Source organism: Lactococcus sp. (assembly GCF_036648155.1).
GTDB classification, from domain to species: domain Bacteria; phylum Bacillota; class Bacilli; order Lactobacillales; family Streptococcaceae; genus Lactococcus; species Lactococcus cremoris.
Window position 1 is genome coordinate 92,407 of the sequence record NZ_JAVXIY010000006.1, and the last position, 17,762, is coordinate 110,168.

Consider the following 17,762-nt stretch of genomic DNA (forward strand, 5'->3'; position numbering starts at 1 on the left):
TCTATTCATTGAGAAAGGAGGGAGAATGGTTAAAAATTTAGCTAAGTTTTTGTTTATTATTTATATATTGGGACTGATTTGGCTCGTGCTATTTAAACTTTCTTTTAATCCAATTACTTATCTTGAATTTACAAACACAAGAAGTCTTAATCTAGTTCCTTTAGCAATGTCTGGGGGGCGTAGAGAAGTTTTATTTAATATTATAGCGTTTATTCCTTTTGGTATACTATTTGGTATGAATGCATCTAAAGGGTCCTTCTTTATAAAAGTTTTTCTATCTTCTAGTTTAAGTTTTTTATTTGAAGTTTCACAATATTATTTAGCAATTGGAGCGACTGATATTACAGATGTCATGACAAATACGCTAGGCGCTCTTATGGGATTAAGTGGGTATGGGCTATTAGTTAAATTTTTTTCAAAATCAAAAGTAGATTTTATAGTGACAACCCTTTTTACTTTCTTATTGATTTTTACACTATTTTTTATTTTTTCAGAATTAAGGCCAGAAATCTAAACTCAATCTGTCTTAAAAAGTATGATAAAATAGAAAAGAAGTTTATTTTTAGAAAAGGGGACCTATGAAAATATTCAGAGGCTCATTTATTGTTAGTTTAGTCGCCCTCATCATCGCATTTATTTATGGCGGATGGAATGGGCTTTTTATTACACTCATTCTTGCCGTGCTAGAAATTTCTTTATCTATGGATAATGCCATTGTTAATGCACGAATTTTAGAGCGGATGAGTTCAGCTTGGCAAAAGGCATTCCTGACTTTAGGAGTTTTGATTGCAGTGGTTGGAATGCGTTTGATTTTCCCTCTATTGATTGTGGGAGTATCCGCACAAATAGACCCAATTAGTGCTCTAAGGTTAGCTTTAGAAAAAGGAAATCCAAGTACAGCGGGAACTTATGGCTATATTTTACATCATGCCCACCCTCAAATTGCGGCCTTTGGTGGAATGTTTCTCCTAATGCTTGCTTTAGGATTTTTCTTTGATGAACGCGCTCATACTTGGTTGAAATTGCCAGAAAAATTCTTGCAAAAAATAGGTCACTTTCCAGCAGCGAATGCAATTATTTCAATCATTATCTTGTTGATTACTTCAGAATTTATCGCTAAAGATTCCCATGCTGTTTTGTTTGCAGGGATACTTGGGATTTTAACTTTTATGCTCGTCGATGGCTTTGGCGAAACGATGAGCCATTCAAAAGCCGCAACCTCTACGGACTTTGTTGTTGCTACGAGTAAAGCAGGGTTGGCCCTTTTCTTATATTTGGAAGTTATTGATGCTTCATTTAGTTTTGATGGAGTTATTGGTGCTTTTGCTATAACGGCTGATCCAATTATTATATTATTAGGACTTGGCGTGATTGGGGCCATGTTTGTAAGAAGTCTTACGCTCTATCTAGTTCAAAAAGGAACTTTAAATGATTTAGTCTATCTTGAGCATGGAGCTCATTGGGCTATTCTGACACTTGCTTTTCTGATTTTAGTGAGTATCAAATGGGAAATTGGTGAGGTGGTAACAGGGCTTACGGGAGCTATTCTTATTATTCTTTCATTTGTGTCCAGTGTGATCTACAATCGCAACCATTAAAAGTGACCTTGGACATTTTTAATGATTGCGAAACACAATATATAGTATTTTTGTGATAAAATATAAGTATTAAATACTATATATAGGGTTGGTTATAATAATGAAACTTACCATTTTACATACAAATAATGTTATTTTGAATTCTAATAATCATTATTCTTTGATAGATGAAATTAAGGAGAGAAATAAAAAGACCGCAGAGGAAACATTATTTCTAGGAGCTACTGATATAAATTTTAGTAAGTCAAATTATCAAAATGATGAAAAAATTTTTTCAAAAAAGCTTAAATATGATGCGATAGCAATAGGGGAACATCAATTTGATGAAGGTTCACAAGGTCTTGCTAAATTTCTCAAGCAATTAGATTTTCCAGTTTTAGCTGCGAATGTCCATATTGAAAAAGATGAAATATTAAATACTTTTGAAAAAAATGGAAAATTTTTACCTTATTTACTGAAAAAAAGTAAATTTGGTAAGATTGGGATTTTTGGACTGACTCCAATGAGTACGGTTTATGATTCTTGCCCGAGTTCGGACACGATTTTTACCAATCCTTCTGACAGAACTGAGTTTATTGTAAAAATGCTAAAAAAGAAAGAAGCAAATCTTATTATTCTACTCAGTCAACTGGGGCAAGATGAGAACCAAATTTTAGCTCAAAAATTTCCTGAAATTGATGTCATCATTGACAGAGCAACTTATAAGACCGATAAAACAATTAATAAATGGAAAGAAACACTTATGGTCCAGACAATGGCTGATTTTCCTTCCATCTTTGAATTAGAGCTAGAAGTTGATGAGCAAGGAAAGTTACTGACAGCTCAGGAAAAATATCATGAAGTATTTGAAAGTGTTAATTATGGATAAGTTTATTTTATCTTGACAAAATGAGAAAATAGCGCTAGAATTTATAAGTAGCGACTCGAAGATAGTGAAAGTTCGAGAAAGAAAATGGCTTAATTTAAAATCGTAATGAACACAAATAAAGTAAAAAATAAAGGTGGAACCGTGCATGTGCACCCTTTGTCTCTTTTCAGATTTTCTGAAAAATGACGAGCGTGTGAATGTACGGTTTTTTGAATTTCTGTAGAAAGGAGGAAGAAGTGGTTAAAGAAGAAGGAACTGTTTATGCAATTCGAAATCCTCTTTTTAGAATGTATGTAAAAATTGGGATAACATCTGATACGATGAAGAAAAGATTATTTTCATTGAATACAAGCGTACCTAAAGATTTTGAAATTATTGATACTGTAAGAGTGAAAAACTATAAAACAGTAGAAAAACTATTACATACATTATTTAAAGAATACCGTTATAATGAAAGTCGGGAATTTTTTATTGTTTCAGATGATAAAATAAAAGAACACTTTTCTTATATTCGAGAATTAGCTGGTATAGAAGAAAATATATCTTTAACTAGGCTCAAAGTAAATTCAAAGTCTGTTATAGAAACTGATAAACATGAACATATAACTCGTGGTCAATTAGTAGAATTTATTAAAGAAGAGCACGACAAAAATCCAGGCATATTAAGAAAGTATATCGGTTTGAATTCCTCCAAAGTTTCTGCTAGAAATAAAAATTTTGGTAAAATAAAAATTTATCCAATTCCTAAACTAGCTGGCAATGGGCGAATGATGACGGTAGCTATTGAAAAGGACATTAATGTTTATGTTAACTATTCAAGTTTCGATATTAGCCAAGCATATCGACAATATCAATTATTATTTTTACGAGGAGAATTAGAATAATGGCAAATAAAAAATTAGCATTTCAAGATATTATCTTGACTCTACAAGGCTTCTGGTCTAAACAAGGAGCGAACCTGATGCAGGCCTATGATAATGAAGTGGGAGCAGGGACAATGAGTCCTTATACTTTCTTGCGTTCAAATGGTCCTGAGCCATGGGGAGCAGCCTACGTGCAACCTTCACGACGCCCGGCAGATGGTCGATACGGTGAAAACCCAAACCGTTTGTTCCAACATCACCAGTTTCAAGTTGTTTTAAAACCTTCACCAAAAAATATCCAAGAACTTTATCTTCAAAGTTTAGCAGCACTTGGTATTGATGCTTTGGAACATGATATTCGTTTTGTTGAAGACAACTGGGAAAACCCATCAATGGGTTGTGCAGGTATTGGCTGGGAAGTTTGGATTGATGGACAAGAATGTACACAATTTACCTATTTCCAACAAGTTGGCGGAATTGAAGTTGATTCAGTAACATCTGAAATCACTTATGGTTTGGAACGCATTGCTACAGTAATTCAAGAAGTTGATTCTGTCTATGACCTTGAATGGGGAAATGGTGTGGCTTATGGTGATATTTTCAAAGAACCTGAATACGAACATTCTAAATTCGCTTTTGAAGAATCAAATCAAGAACTTTTACTTAAACTTTTTGGTGAGTATGAACAAGAAGCCCTTGATTTACTTGATAAAGGTTTGGTTCACCCAGCTTATGATTATATTTTGAAATCTTCACATACCTTTAACTTGCTTGATGCGCGTGGAGCGGTATCTGTAACAGAGCGCGCCGGTTATATGCATCGTGTGCGTACGATGGCACGTAAAGTAGCTAAAACTTTCATTGAAGAACGTGCGAAACTTGGCTTCCCACTCTTAAAAGATGAAGCCTTACGTGAAAAATATCTCGGTAAAAAAGGAAAATATACGAAGATTGTAGAAGGAGAAGAAAAATAATGACAAATTACTTACTTGAAATTGGTTTGGAAGAAATTCCAGCACATTTGGTGACTCCTTCAATCAATCAATTGGCTGAACGAATGGAAGCATTTCTTAATGAAAACCGTTTGAAATTTGATAAAATCATTAAATTTTCAACACCACGCCGCCTAGCTCTTATTGTGGAAGGATTGTCAGAATCATCAGAAGCGATTGATGAAGAAGTTAAAGGTCCTTCTGCAAAAATTGCTAAAGACGCTGAAGGAAATTGGTCAAAAGCGATTCAAGGTTTTTCACGTGGTCAAGGAGCGACTCCGGATGATTTAATCCTTAAGGGTGATTATTATTATGCTAAAAAACATGTTGATGGTGTAAAAGCAGAAGAAATTCTTTCAAAAGTTGGGGATGAAGTCATTGCAAAAATGACCTTCTCAACTTATATGAAATGGGGAAATAATGATTTTCTCTTTGTTCGTCCGATTCAATGGATCGTATCACTTTTAGAAGATGAAATCGTTGCTTTTGATTTATTAGATGTGACTGCCAATCGTTTTTCACGTGGTCATCGTTTCTTGGCAAATGTTGAGATTGAACTCAAAAATGCCAATGATTATGCTAGCAAAATGCCAGAAAATTTTGTTTTAGTTGATGCTGAACATCGTAAAGCAGAAATATCTGCACAAATTTTGGCTCTTGCGTCTGAAAATAATTGGCAAGTTACTTTGCATAAAGATTTATTAGAAGAAGTAAATAATATTGTTGAATATCCAACAGCCTTTGTAGGCTCATTTGATCCAAAATATTTGTCTGTTCCAGCAGAAGTTTTAGTGACATCAATGCGTGATAATCAACGTTATTTTGAAGTTTATAACCAAGAAGGTCAATTGGCTCCTAACTTTATTTCGGTTCGTAATGGGAATGCCGAACATATTGAAAATGTAGTGCTTGGAAATGAAAAAGTCTTGGTTGCTCGTCTTGAAGATGCTGAATTCTTCTGGAAAGAAGATCAAAAACTTAAGATTGAAGACTTAGTGGCTAAACTTGCTAAAGTAACTTTCCATGCAAAAATTGGTTCAATCACTGAACATATGGCACGAACAAAATTAATTGCTGCTAAATTAGCTGATATTGCTGGTTTAACAGATGAAGAAAAAGTAGACGTGGCTCGTAGCGCTGAAATTTATAAATTTGACCTTTTGACAGGAATGGTTGGAGAATTTGATGAATTGCAAGGCGTGATGGGTGAAAAATACGCTCTTTTAGCAGGGGAAAATGCAAATGTTGCTGCGGCTATTCGTGAACATTACATGCCGACCTCAGCTGACGGCCAATTACCTGAAACAAAAGTTGGTTCTGTTCTTGCAGCAGCAGATAAAATTGATTCAGTCCTTTCTTTCTTTAATGTTGGTTTGATTCCATCTGGTTCAAATGACCCTTATGCGCTACGTCGTGCAGTACAAGGATTGATTCGAATTATCGAAAAAATGAATTGGCATTTCGACCTATCTTTATTTATCGACCAATTTGAGGGTCAAAATCATGCTGAAATTTTGGAATTCGTCAAAGCACGCGTTCAAAAACTTTTGCTTGAAAAATTAGACCGTTATGATATTGTTGAAGCAGCAATTAATAGCTCAAACTTTGATATTACAAATATGATGGAATCAGCATTTGTTATTGATGGTCATAAACTTCACGAACCATTTAAACCAGCGATTGAAAATGTTTCACGTTCAATTAATTTAGTTAAAAAAGCAGCTGATATTGCTGAAATTAATCCAGCACTTTTTGAAGAAGATACTGAACAAGCACTTTATGATGCCGTTATTTCTCTGCAAAATCAATGGACTTATAAGCCATGTGAAGAAAAATTCCGAGCAATTGTTCATACGCTTGCTCCTGCAATTGAAGCTTTCTTTGATAATGTGATGGTTATGGCCGAAGATTTAGCTGTTCGTGATAATCGGATTGCCTTATTGTCAGAAGTTGTTGCATTAACAAGTGTTATGGCTGATTTTTCTTTGATTAATACAAAATAAAGCTGACTTATTTACTGACAGAGAGTTGCAAAGCCCTTTTAAATGCTGTCAGTAAAAATAAATTCTGTCAGTAATTTTAAAAACATTTACGAAAAGGAATTAAGAAATGACAATTACAAATGAACAAGTAGAACGCATTAATGAATTGGCGCGTAAGAAAAAAGCCGAAGGTTTATCAGAAGCAGAACTTGAAGAACAAGCCCTTTTACGTCGAGCTTATCTTGATAGTGTTAAAGCAAATTTCCGTTCACAAGTTGAAACAATCAAAGTCATTGATGAAAAAACGGGAGAAGATGTGACTCCTGACAAACTCAAAGAAATTCAACGGAAAAATGGCATGCGTGACTGAGCTTTTTCTTGCAAATATTTCATAAAATGTTAAAATAAATATTAATAATGATGGGTATGGTGCACACCCGAAACCGCTTTAAGAATAAAATCTTAAAACTAATGGCGCCTACAAACAAAAGGCTGTTTTTAAGCAGTCCTGTTTGTAGCGCCTTTTGTTTTGTGAAAATTAAGATAAATGAGCCTTGCTCATAAATAAGGAGTATTGAAACAATGAATTTTTTTAAAGTAGGAATTTCCAGAAGTGCAATTTTATATGTCTTCTTAGCTGTAATTATTGGTGGCTTAATTGGGGTGGTTGATGCGATTTTTGGTCGAGGTCTTATCTATATTACCGAATTTAGAGATGGACATACCCTATATTTGATTCCATTTTTAACTTTAGCGGGTCTCTTGATTGTCTATCTCTATAAAAATTTTGGTAAAGATAGTCAAAAAGGCATGGGACTAATTTTTGAAGCGGGAAATCATGGGCGAGAAGATATTCCAAAACGTTTGGTTCCTTTAATTGTTTTCTCAACTTGGCTTTCTCATTTATTTGGTGCCAGTGTCGGACGTGAAGGGGTTGCCGTTCAAATCGGTGGCGTCATTGGTCATGCGATTGGTAAAAAACTTTCAGCAAAAGAGGCCCAAAAAATTCTTTTGATTACTGGTATGGCTGCTGGTTTTGCTGGTCTTTTTCAAACGCCAATCGCGGCAACTTTTTTTGCCATTGAAATTTTGATGTTAGGGAAAATAGAATACAGAGCTTTGATTCCAGCCTTAGTTGGTTCCTATGTCGCCAGTTGGACTTCAAATTATCTAGGATTAGAAAAATTTTCTTTTGCGATCAATACTAACATTCATCTTGACCCCTTAGTTCTTTTAAAATTGGCCATCATCGCAGTATGTTTTGGTTTGGTGGGGAGATTTTTTGCGGAATCTTTAGCTTTTATGAAAGCAACCGTTGCTAAAAGAATTGTTAATCCTTATCAAAGAATTATTTTGATGGGAATTGTCATCTCAATTGGTTTACTTGTTATTCATTTGGACCGTTATGCTGGTCTTGGAACGAATTTGATTGGTTTGAGTTTTAATGGTGGTCATATCAATGGATATGATTGGATTTTAAAATTGATCTTTACGGTTTTGTCTATTTCTGCAGGGTTCCAAGGAGGGGAAGTGACACCGCTTTTTGCGATTGGTTCCACACTAGGTGCGGCTTTGGCAATGTTGTTTGGTTTGCCTGTTGAATTTGTAGCAGCTGCAGGTTATGTTTCAATCTTTTCTGCTGCAACAAATTCATATTTTGGACCTATCTTTATTGCCGCCGAGGTCTTTGGCTTTGGTTCAGTTCAATATATTTTACCAATTATGACAATTGCCTACGTTTTGAATGGAAATTCATCAATTTATGCACAAGAAGTTCTAAATTTGGAAGTTTAAATAAAAAATGACCATTATTGGTCATTTTTTTTATATAATTTTTCAGTTTCTATATAGCTAATAACGTCTTGAGGGAGGAGGTAAGTCGGCTTAATATTTTGAACAAACATTTCTCTTATCATTGTGCTAGAGATTGGTAGAAGTGGGGCTTCTAACCATTGGACAGGATAAGGGCTCTCAATATTTTTTTCAGTTCGCCTAATCGCGATAAATTTAACTAGTTCGATTAATTCATCAATCTTATACCATTTTGGCAGATATTCCACCATATCGCCACCGATAATGAAATAATAATCAGTATCTGGATTAGCTTTCGTCAAGAGTTTGAGGGTATCATAACTATAGGATTTTCCACCGCGTTCAATTTCAATCAATTCGAGACCAAGTCTAGGGTTGTCTTTGATGGCAAGCTCAAGCATTTTAACTCGATGTTTTGCAGAAATTGTTTCCTTTTCATCAACATGAGGTGGGATGTTTTCAGGCATGAGTAAGACCTGATCCAAATTCATTTGTTGAGCCACTTGGTCAGCCATCATTAAATGAGCGTGATGAATGGGATTAAAATTTCCTCCCAACAAACCTATTTTTTTTCTGTTCCCTTTATCCATAAGGGGCTTTCTCCTTAATTTTTTATGAATATTTAATGTACCAATGACTTGAATCAGTCATTTTATATTGTACCATAGCTCATCGAAATCTATAAGACTAAAGAAAAACTCCTCAAGGGAGTTCTTTATTTTAAGATTCTATTTGGACAATGTATCTACTGTTAATATAATGCTCGGTGTTATCCTCATCAATTACAAGGCAATTTCCGTTGCTGTAACCTTTCTTGAAATGTAAGGCAGAGACGACTGTTCCGTCTATTAAGTGGATTTTCACACTATCATTTTGTTTAAGTAGTTTTTTTAGATAACTAATCATAATCCTCTCCTTTCTCCATTACTTCTATTGTAGTATAAAAAACATAAGTGGAGCAAAAAATAGCATTGGTTTCTAAAAATTATAAAGGGAAATAAAAAATAGAAATGAAGAATAGCTAAATATTTATTTATTGTGCTTTTGTAAAGGGTTCCCAGTACAAATTTAGGGCAAAATTTGATAAAATAAAGATTAGAATTGCGTTAAAATCGGTGTGATTAGCGAAAGTGAATATGGGAGAAAAAATTATGCCACATCTATATCAAGACGACAGTCTTACATTACATACGGACTTATATCAAATTAATATGATGCAAACTTACTTTGAGCTTGGAAGACACCAGCGCCATGCAGTCTTTGAAGTTTTTTTCCGTGAGATGCCTTTTAAAAATGGTTATGCTGTTTTTGCTGGTTTAGAGCGAATGGTTGAATATTTAAAGAATCTCAAATTCTCGGAAACAGATATCGCCTATTTGCGTGAATTAGACTATCCAGAAGATTTTCTAAATTATTTAAAAGAATTACGCTTTACAGGAACAGTCAGAGCCATGCAAGAAGGTCAACTTGCTTTTGCTAATGAACCTTTGGTACAGGTTGAGGGTTCACTTGCGGAATGCCAGCTGGTAGAAACAGCTATTTTAAATATTATTAATTTCCAAACTCTAATAGCGACAAAAGCCGCCCGTATCAAATCTGTAATTGGGGAAGACCCTTTGTTGGAATTTGGGACAAGAAGAGCTCAAGAAATGGATGCAGCGATTTGGGGAACAAGAGCAGCAGTTATCGGCGGCGCTGATGCGACATCAAATGTTCGGGCGGCTAAAATTTTTGGCTTGAAAGCAAGCGGAACACATGCGCATGCTTTAGTTCAATCTTATGGTAATGACTATGAAGCTTTTAAGGCTTATGCTCAAACGCATAAAGATTGTGTCTTCCTGGTTGATACTTATGATACTTTACGTGTTGGGGTTCCGTCAGCGATTAAGGTGGCACGTGAGTTTGGTGATAAAATTAATTTTCAAGGTGTCCGAATTGATTCAGGAGATATGGCTTATATCTCGAAAAAAGTTCGTCAGCAACTTGATGAAGCTGGCTTTACTGACGCAAAAATTTATGCTTCAAATGACTTAGATGAAAATACTATTTTAAGTTTGAAAATGCAAAAAGCAAAAATTGATGTTTGGGGAGTCGGAACAAAATTAATTACCGCCTACGACCAACCAGCGCTTGGTGCGGTTTATAAATTAGTTTCTATGGAAGATAAACACGGAGAAATGCAAGATACGATTAAGCTTTCAAGTAATGCGGAAAAAGTATCGACACCGGGTAAAAAGCAAGTTTGGCGCATCACCAAAAAAGCAGATGGAAAATCAGAAGGAGATTACATCACTTTTTCTGATGAGCATCCAGATGAAGCAGAAGAAATCTACATGTTCCACCCGCTCTATACATACATTAATAAAAATGTTCGGGATTTCAATGCTAATCCACTTTTAAAAGATATTTTTATTGATGGTGAACTTATTTACCAACTTCCAGAACTACAGGAAATTAAAGCATTTGCTCATGGAAACTTGGAAGAACTTTGGGATGAATATAAGCGAGATTTAAATCCACAGCCTTACCCAGTGGATTTGTCTCAAGAATTATGGAATCATAAAATGCGTCTGATTTCACAAGTACGCACGACAGTATCAATGACCAGATTGGATGATGAATGATGAGAATAAGACGAATAGATCTCAGTGATGCACGACTTTTTTGGGATGTCCAAAAGCAATTGGATATTGAAAGTAAGTTTATGATGCTTGAGCCAGATGAGCGACGATTTGATTTTAGTCGTACAATTGGTCATATTTCACGTTTTGATTTTTTGATTGGTGCAGATGTTGATGGGAAAATTGTTGGCTACCTTTCTGCTGAACGAGGAGCTTTCAATCGGATTAGAAATACTGCTTATGTGGTAGTAGGCATCATTGAAGAATTTCAGCATCAAGGAATTGGCTCTCAACTTTTTGAAGAATTAAATCGTTGGGCGAAAGAAAAAGAAATTAAACGCTTAGAGTTAACTGTAATGGTTAATAATTATGCAGCAATCGCTCTTTATCAAAAGTATGGTTTTACAATTGAAGGGGTTCGTCGCAAGTCTATGTGTGTCGATGGGGAATTTATTGATGAATTTTACATGAGTAAAATTTTAGATTAAAAGTTGTTGTGGAGCTGTCAGTAAAATTTTAAAGCTGTCAGTGAAAGGAAGAGAAAATGACATTACAAGAAGAAATTATTAAAGAACTTGGTGTGAAACCAATTATTGATCCTAAAGAAGAAATTAGAGTGTCAGTTGATTTTTTGAAAGATTACTTAAAAAAATATTCTTTTATTAAATCTTTTGTATTAGGGATTTCTGGCGGACAAGATTCTAGTTTAGCAGGCCGCTTAGCTCAGATTGCTATCGAAGAAATGCGACAAGAAACAGCTGATGCTTCTTATAAATTTGTTGCTGTACGTTTGCCTTTTGGTGTGCAAGCCGATGAAGAAGATGCTCAACGTGCGCTTGCCTTTATTAAGCCAGATGTCAGTTTGGCAGTAAATATCAAAGCAGCTGTTGAAGGACAAGTCGCGGCTCTAAATGAAGCAGGCGTTGAGGTTTCAGACTTCAATAAAGGAAATATTAAAGCCCGTCAACGTATGATTACCCAATATGCTGTGGCTGGACAATATCAAGGTGCTGTTCTTGGAACAGACCATGCAGCAGAAAATATTACTGGATTTTTCACGAAATTTGGTGATGGCGGAGCTGACTTATTGCCACTTTTCCGTTTGAATAAACGTCAAGGTAAAGCACTTTTAGCAGAACTTGGTGCTGATCCAGCAATCTATGAAAAAGTTCCAACTGCTGACCTTGAAGAAGGTAAGCCTGGACTTGCTGATGAGATTGCACTTGGTGTGACTTACAATGATATTGATGACTATACAGAAGGAAAAGTAATTTCTGATGATTCCAAGGCTAAAATCGAAGCTTGGTGGAATAAAACGCAACATAAACGTCACTTACCAATCAGTATCTTTGATGATTTCTGGAAATAAAAATAAATAAAATTACTGACAGTTCAACACGACCAAAGTGAGTGTTGAATCGGTGGATAAAAAGTTACTGACGAGAGTTTCGTCAGTAACTTTTCATTTCTGTCAGTAATTTTTATATTAAAAAAGCTGAGGATAGAGATAAAAAGAAAAGATTAATTAGATTATAATTATATGGAAGTCCCAAAAACCTGATAACCACACCATGTCAGCTTAAGAATTACAAACACAAAATTAATGGCAACAGGAGTATTTGAAACGGAAAGCCTCTTATCCCAATCTAGAGGTTTTTAATTTTAGTTACCTTATCCGCTCCTCTTGCTTTATAAAATGACTAGCAAATTTAATAAAAACGTAGTATAATAAATTCAGAATCGAAACCCTTGGCAAAGAGATATAATTATGTTACGCTCTGTCAGCGCAGTTGAGACTATTCTTTTTGCTGTTGGCTTCCTTAATGATGTGATTATGCACGTTCCAAGAATTTGGAACGTTTTTCGTTTTAGAAAAAAGCGAACGCTTTCTCAAATGGATTTTGGAGGAAGTTTGAAATGATTAGAATGAAAAATTGAGCAGTTAGAACAACGAATAAAATATGGTGGAGACATACGATGGCAAATCAAAATGAAAATCAAATAGCAATGAATGAAGCGGTTGATTTAGGGGGATTAGAAAAATCACTGACTGAAGCGATTGAAAGCCAAGTGAGTGATTTGGATAGTTTAACTGAAGAACTTCAAAATATCGGCAATCCTGAACAACTTGGGAAAGTTGTGATGGATACCGTTTGGGAGCAGCTGATGAACAATATGGGATCAGTTGCTGGAGAAGATTTTATCAAAGAAAATGGCAACATGACACTTGATTTAAGTAAAGATGCTCATATTCAAACTACTGATAATTTTGCTGATGGGAAAATTGCATCTCACAATAAAGAAATCAATTACCAAGAAAGATATGATAATTGGCAAGGTAATTTTGAAAAGGATAAAAGTGAGCAGATAAAATATCATTCTGATAGAACAGGTAAACAAAAAGAAAATTTAGTTAAAGGTGCAAGAAAAAAATATGATGAAGGTCGTCCTAAGGGTTCAAAAGAAAAAGGAATGGATATGGATCATACTGTCTCAGCTGGAGAAATAATCAGAGACCCTAAGGTGGCTGCACATTTAACTGAACAAGAAAAAATCAATTTCGCTAATAGTTCCAGTAATCTAAATGAAATGAATAGTAGTCACAATCGCTCAAAGAGTGATTTATCTATGAAAGAATGGCTAGAAACACCGAATGCTAATGGGCAAAAGCCAAAAGATATTTTTAATGATTTAGATGATGAAACGATTAAATCTTATTATGAGAAAGATATGCAAGCTAGAGAAAAATGGGGTAAAACAAAAAATCAAGGGGAACAAAGTTCAATAGAATCAGGCAAAAAATCCCGAAGAGAAGAAGCTTTTAAAGTAGGCAAAGCAGCAGTGGGAGCTGTTGCAATGAGTTTATTAGCTGCATTCATCAAAGAAGTCGTAAAAAAATTCATAAAATGGCTTAGTTCTAAGGAAAAAACTTTAGAAAATTTACTTGCCAACATCAAAGCAGCCATTAGTAGTTTTGTGAAAAATTTAGGACAGAATCTATTATCTGCTGGGCAAACACTCGCTACAACGATTGCAACCGCCATTTTCGGTCCTATAACAAGAACCTTTACAAAAGCATTTACCATGCTAAAACAAGGCATGAAGTCAGTTGCGGATGCGATTGCCTACATTAGAAAACCAGAAAACCGCAAAAAATCTTTATCAATATTGGTTGCTGAAGTCGGAAAGATTATCGTCGTCGGATTGAGTGCAGTTGGTGCGTTGGCTCTGAATGATGTGATTGAAAAAGGCTTAATGGCTATTCCGCCACTTGCCATTGAAATTCCATTATTTGGCAGTTTGGCAAGTATTTTAGGATTGGCTACCAGTGGCTTGATAGCGGGATTGATTGGTGCAATGGTGTTGAATTACATTGATAAGTGGATTGCCCAAAAAAGAAAAGCCGAAGCAACAGTGAAAATCATTGAGAAGCAGAACGAAATTCTCCAAACGCAAGAAGTTCAAAAGCTGGTTGTGGAAGAAGAACTTGTGCAGACAAAAGAACGCGCATTTCAAAATATAGCTGACAGGCATACGGAAGCTAGAAAAATAATGAAAGAAACGCTTGCTAATGTCTTTGAAGAACCAATGAAAGATGTCACACCTGTAGAAGAAAGTGACAATAAAAAAGATTTAGATGAACTTCAACGACTTTTGGAAGGTTTGTTATAAGGATATATCCGTAGATCATGATGATCTTTGAGATATTTTCCAAAAATTAATAGGGAGTGACGAGTATGGACTGGAAAGAGCTTTCAAATAAGTACGATAAATACACTGACTTCAGCGTTTTTAGAAATATCGCTGCACAAGAAGAAATACATAATTCTTTTCATAGTTATAACGGAGAGGAAGATGTTTATTGTGGAATATGGGATGAAAATACTAAAAGCAACATTTTTTTTTCTGAAACAAAAATTTATCTAATAGATTCTAATGGTAATAAAAGTGTGATTGATTATAAGGATATTTCCAATGTGCAAGGAGCGGGTTACAAATTACAAATCTATTGTGGAAATAATGTGTTGGTTTATTCATCAGATACAATTTTAAAACCTCTATCAGGATTTGAAAGCTTAAAAATAGAATTAATTGATTTTATTTTGGCAAAACGAGATATTATGGAACTGAAGAAAGAAACTACTAAGTCAAGTAAAAAAAATCAAGAAATGAAAGAAGATTTACCATTAAATAAATTAAAAATTTATCTTTCACAGGAATATCCAAAAGGTTCTTGGTTTACGAAATCGGACCTAAAATTCGTCGCAGATATAAATGCTTATTGCATTGCCCAAGGCTATGCAGATGTTTATGAGGTTCTTGAAGTTCTTGTGAGTGAAAAATTTTTGACTAAGGATTATCGGTTTGGGAAGTATTTGTATGAAATTAATTCTTCTAAAACAACAGAAAAAGATAATAAAATTGTAGAAAAATCAAAGAATAACTTACGAAATCAAAAAACTCAAAGTAACGAAATAGTTGCGCATGATATTAAAAAAAAGAAGAATGTAGCCCAAGTTTCTCGAAATCAAAAATCTGTCAGTAACGAAATAGTCGCACATGATTTTGAGAAAAAGAAACAGCAACTTCAGAAGTTTGCAAAAACTTTGCCAAATGCTTCAAACTTACCAACAGTTCCTACTTCCGGTGGACTTTTTGGATGGTTTGATTATAATGTGACAGGTAACGACTTAAATGAACTGACAAGAAATATAGAAAACAAATGGATTGCTCAAAATAAAGAATTAGTCAGGGTGATAAAAGAGTTTGATACAATTTACGAAACTTTTGATGAGTTAGACAAAGGTTATATTCAGGCAATTATTGCCTCCCTTAAATCTGCTGAGGAAGCAGCCAGAAAAGCTTCGAAAGGACTTGATGGCGTAAAAGAAAACAGTCGTCAACTTGAAAAAGATCAGAAAGACATCAAAACGATAATTGATTCACAAAAAATAGCAGTAAAAGCTGTACTATCTTTCAAAGAAAAGCTTGCCAAGATTGAGCATATCTTAGATGTTGACCAACTCTTCTCAGATGTCGATAAACTCAACAACGAATTATCTTCTTTTCAAAAAGAGATTGAACAATCAAATCAAGAAGCTAAAGCATTTGTGAATCAGAAGCTTTCTCTAGTGGAGAATACAGCTGAAAAAATTCAGTCCTCTCTGCAAGATAAGATTACTTCTATCATCACGAATCAAGCAAGTGAAAATAGTGATATTAGAAAACTAATTCACAAAAATACTCAGAAAACCGATGCAAGTCTCAATGATTTGAGCCAGAAAGTGGCAAGTAATAATGATGAGATGAAGTCAGTAAACCAATCCATTTCCGTATTGCAGCAACAACTTAAGATAAGCAGAATCGTTGCTGTAGGTATCTTTAGTGTACTCGTAATTTTGATGATTTTGATACTTAGTGGGGTGTTAGGATGATTTCAGATAAATACCAACGACAACTCATTTCCGAAAGCAAGCAGTTAGACGATTTGTTAGGAAATTCATCAGGATTTGAGAAATTAGCAACCGAAATCATTGCTGACAAAAACAAACAATCTTGTTTAGAAATGATTAAAAATCTTGGTCAAGTCGCAAAACAGTATCCATCATCAAACGTATATAAAAAGCAAGAGAAGATTTGCAATTGCCTGTTTTTGTATATCGGTTCAAGTGAAGTCCAAGAGATGTTTGAAACACTTCAAGAAGTATCTAGCTTACCTTTAGATGCCCTCTTAAAGCAGTTAGGTGACCTTGTTGGATTGACGAAAGTCAAACAGAGCGTGAGGGATTTAATCAGCTTTAACCAAATCCAGCAACTGAGAGAAAAAAATGGTCTAAAAAAGTCGCACAAAACACTTCACATGGCATTTTTAGGAAATCCAGGTACAGCCAAAACAACTGTGGCAAGAATTGTGGGTAGGATGTATAAAGCAATCGGCTTGTTAAGTAAAGGGCAGTTTATAGAGGCAAGCCGAACAGATTTAATTGCTGAATATCAAGGGCAAACAGCCATTAAAGTAAAAAGATTGGTCAATAAGGCACGAGGAGGTGTGTTGTTCATTGATGAAGCATATAGTATCACGGAAAATGACCATTCTGACAGCTACGGCAGAGAATGTCTGACAGAATTAACGAAGGCATTAGAAGATTATCGGGATGATTTAGTTGTAATCGTTGCTGGATATACCGCTCCTATGGAACAATTTTTTGATTCAAATCCTGGATTGAAATCACGATTTAATACCTTCATTAGCTTTGATGATTACACGATTGATGAACTGCTTGGTATCTTTTTATATGACTGCCAAGCAAATGATTATATCGCTGATGAGTCTGTATGCTCAAAAGTGAAAGATTATTTACAAAAGGAACTGGATAAAAAAGAAAGCAACTTTTCAAATGGCAGGTCGGTTCGGAATCTGTTTGACGATATCGTGATGAAACAGTCAATTCGCTTATCTATGGAAGTTGGCGAAATAAGCAAAGAAATGTTGCAAACGTTTGTTTTGGAGGACGTTCCGAAAAATCGAAAAATTGAAGGTTAATGTTATACTGAAATTATGTTTGGGCTAGTCGCCTAACAAGCTTTCTGTTGAATGGACAGTTTAGCAGTTAAATCTGTCCCCATATTCCAACAAATCGCACTGCGACTTCAGGCAATTTTGTCTGAAGTTTTCCCTTTATCAATGTCTCCGAGAGAATTCGTGAATTAGCGACAATCAAAGTTTTAGGATTTTATGACCGTGAAGTCACACTTTATATTTATCGGGAAACGATTTTATTAAGCTTTTTGGGGATTTTGGTAGGTTTTGGTCTAGGGGATTATTTCCATCAGGTTATTATGAACCAATTGTCAGCTGATCAAATCATGTTTGCACCGGGGCTACTATGGACAAATCTTTTGTTATCAGCAGCGATTACTTTTGCGACCACTCTTTTGCTGGCGCTTGTTGTTCATTTCAAATTAAAAGCCGTGGATATGCTTGGAGCTCTGAAATCAGTAGATTAATCATAAAAATTTTACTGA

General features: G+C 34.9%; 16 protein-coding genes, 1 pseudogene and 1 riboswitch. Of the genes and pseudogenes, 16 read left to right on the forward strand and 1 reads right to left on the reverse strand.

Annotated features, from left to right (window positions below; all coding sequences use genetic code 11):
• The first annotated feature begins 25 nt into the window (after positions 1-25).
• From RSC39_RS07280 to RSC39_RS07315, 8 genes are all read left to right on the forward strand, one after another.
• Complete coding sequence (locus RSC39_RS07280) at positions 26-514, forward strand: VanZ family protein (protein WP_332536194.1); 489 nt, start codon at positions 26-28, stop codon at positions 512-514.
• A 64-nt stretch (positions 515-578) separates the two neighbouring features.
• Complete coding sequence (locus RSC39_RS07285; RefSeq protein WP_332536196.1) at positions 579-1,598, forward strand: DUF475 domain-containing protein; 1,020 nt, start codon at positions 579-581, stop codon at positions 1,596-1,598.
• Between the two features lie 100 nt (positions 1,599-1,698).
• Entirely contained in the window at positions 1,699-2,466 is a 768-nt protein-coding gene (locus RSC39_RS07290; RefSeq protein ID WP_332536198.1) for a 5'-nucleotidase, read from the forward strand.
• A 236-nt stretch (positions 2,467-2,702) separates the two neighbouring features.
• Complete coding sequence (locus tag RSC39_RS07295; protein WP_332536200.1) at positions 2,703-3,350, forward strand: GIY-YIG nuclease family protein; 648 nt, start codon at positions 2,703-2,705, stop codon at positions 3,348-3,350.
• On the forward strand, positions 3,350-4,303 hold the full coding sequence (gene glyQ / locus RSC39_RS07300) for a glycine--tRNA ligase subunit alpha (protein WP_011676101.1): 954 nt from the start codon (positions 3,350-3,352) through the stop codon (positions 4,301-4,303). The genes RSC39_RS07295 and glyQ overlap by 1 nt, the downstream gene beginning before the upstream one ends.
• Complete coding sequence (gene glyS, locus RSC39_RS07305; RefSeq protein ID WP_332536203.1) at positions 4,303-6,324, forward strand: glycine--tRNA ligase subunit beta; 2,022 nt, start codon at positions 4,303-4,305, stop codon at positions 6,322-6,324. The genes glyQ and glyS overlap by 1 nt, the downstream gene beginning before the upstream one ends.
• A gap of 106 nt (positions 6,325-6,430) precedes the next feature.
• Positions 6,431-6,673 (forward strand): DUF896 domain-containing protein, encoded by a 243-nt coding sequence (locus RSC39_RS07310; RefSeq protein ID WP_011835325.1) that lies wholly within the window; start codon positions 6,431-6,433, stop codon positions 6,671-6,673.
• Between the two features lie 43 nt (positions 6,674-6,716).
• Positions 6,717-6,791: riboswitch (Fluoride riboswitch) on the forward strand.
• A 94-nt stretch (positions 6,792-6,885) separates the two neighbouring features.
• Positions 6,886-8,097, forward strand: a complete 1,212-nt coding sequence (locus tag RSC39_RS07315; RefSeq protein ID WP_332536205.1) for a voltage-gated chloride channel family protein — start codon at positions 6,886-6,888, stop codon at positions 8,095-8,097.
• Positions 8,098-8,111: 14 nt separating this feature from the next.
• On the opposite strand, the gene RSC39_RS07320 is transcribed toward RSC39_RS07315, so the two are convergent.
• Positions 8,112-8,705, reverse strand: coding sequence for a nicotinate-nucleotide adenylyltransferase (locus RSC39_RS07320; RefSeq protein WP_332536207.1), 594 nt, complete (start codon positions 8,703-8,705; stop codon positions 8,112-8,114).
• A 561-nt stretch (positions 8,706-9,266) separates the two neighbouring features.
• On the opposite strand from RSC39_RS07320, the gene RSC39_RS07325 reads away from it, so the two are divergent.
• The 8 genes and pseudogenes from RSC39_RS07325 to RSC39_RS07360 all read left to right on the forward strand — a co-directional run.
• A complete protein-coding gene (locus RSC39_RS07325) occupies positions 9,267-10,739 on the forward strand; it encodes a nicotinate phosphoribosyltransferase (RefSeq protein ID WP_063282328.1) in 1,473 nt (490 codons plus the stop codon).
• Positions 10,736-11,224 carry a GNAT family N-acetyltransferase gene (locus tag RSC39_RS07330; protein ID WP_081213968.1) on the forward strand — a complete coding sequence of 163 codons (489 nt, stop codon included), beginning with the start codon at positions 10,736-10,738 and terminating at the stop codon, positions 11,222-11,224. The genes RSC39_RS07325 and RSC39_RS07330 overlap by 4 nt, the downstream gene beginning before the upstream one ends.
• 56 nt (positions 11,225-11,280) lie before the next feature.
• Positions 11,281-12,105, forward strand: coding sequence for an ammonia-dependent NAD(+) synthetase (gene nadE / locus RSC39_RS07335; RefSeq protein WP_332536211.1), 825 nt, complete (start codon positions 11,281-11,283; stop codon positions 12,103-12,105).
• 399 nt (positions 12,106-12,504) lie between these two features.
• Positions 12,505-12,657 carry a hypothetical protein gene (locus RSC39_RS07340; protein WP_332536213.1) on the forward strand — a complete coding sequence of 51 codons (153 nt, stop codon included), beginning with the start codon at positions 12,505-12,507 and terminating at the stop codon, positions 12,655-12,657.
• Between the two features lie 56 nt (positions 12,658-12,713).
• Positions 12,714-14,408, forward strand: coding sequence for a hypothetical protein (locus RSC39_RS07345; protein WP_332536215.1), 1,695 nt, complete (start codon positions 12,714-12,716; stop codon positions 14,406-14,408).
• Between the two features lie 65 nt (positions 14,409-14,473).
• Positions 14,474-16,171: a hypothetical protein gene (locus RSC39_RS07350; RefSeq protein ID WP_332536217.1), complete on the forward strand. Its 1,698-nt coding sequence runs from the start codon at positions 14,474-14,476 to the stop codon at positions 16,169-16,171.
• Positions 16,168-17,280: an AAA family ATPase gene (locus tag RSC39_RS07355; RefSeq protein WP_332536219.1), complete on the forward strand. Its 1,113-nt coding sequence runs from the start codon at positions 16,168-16,170 to the stop codon at positions 17,278-17,280. The genes RSC39_RS07350 and RSC39_RS07355 overlap by 4 nt, the downstream gene beginning before the upstream one ends.
• A 137-nt stretch (positions 17,281-17,417) precedes the next feature.
• Positions 17,418-17,744 (forward strand): annotated as a pseudogene (locus RSC39_RS07360) (ABC transporter permease); the annotation flags it as partial.
• Positions 17,745-17,762: the final 18 nt, after the last annotated feature.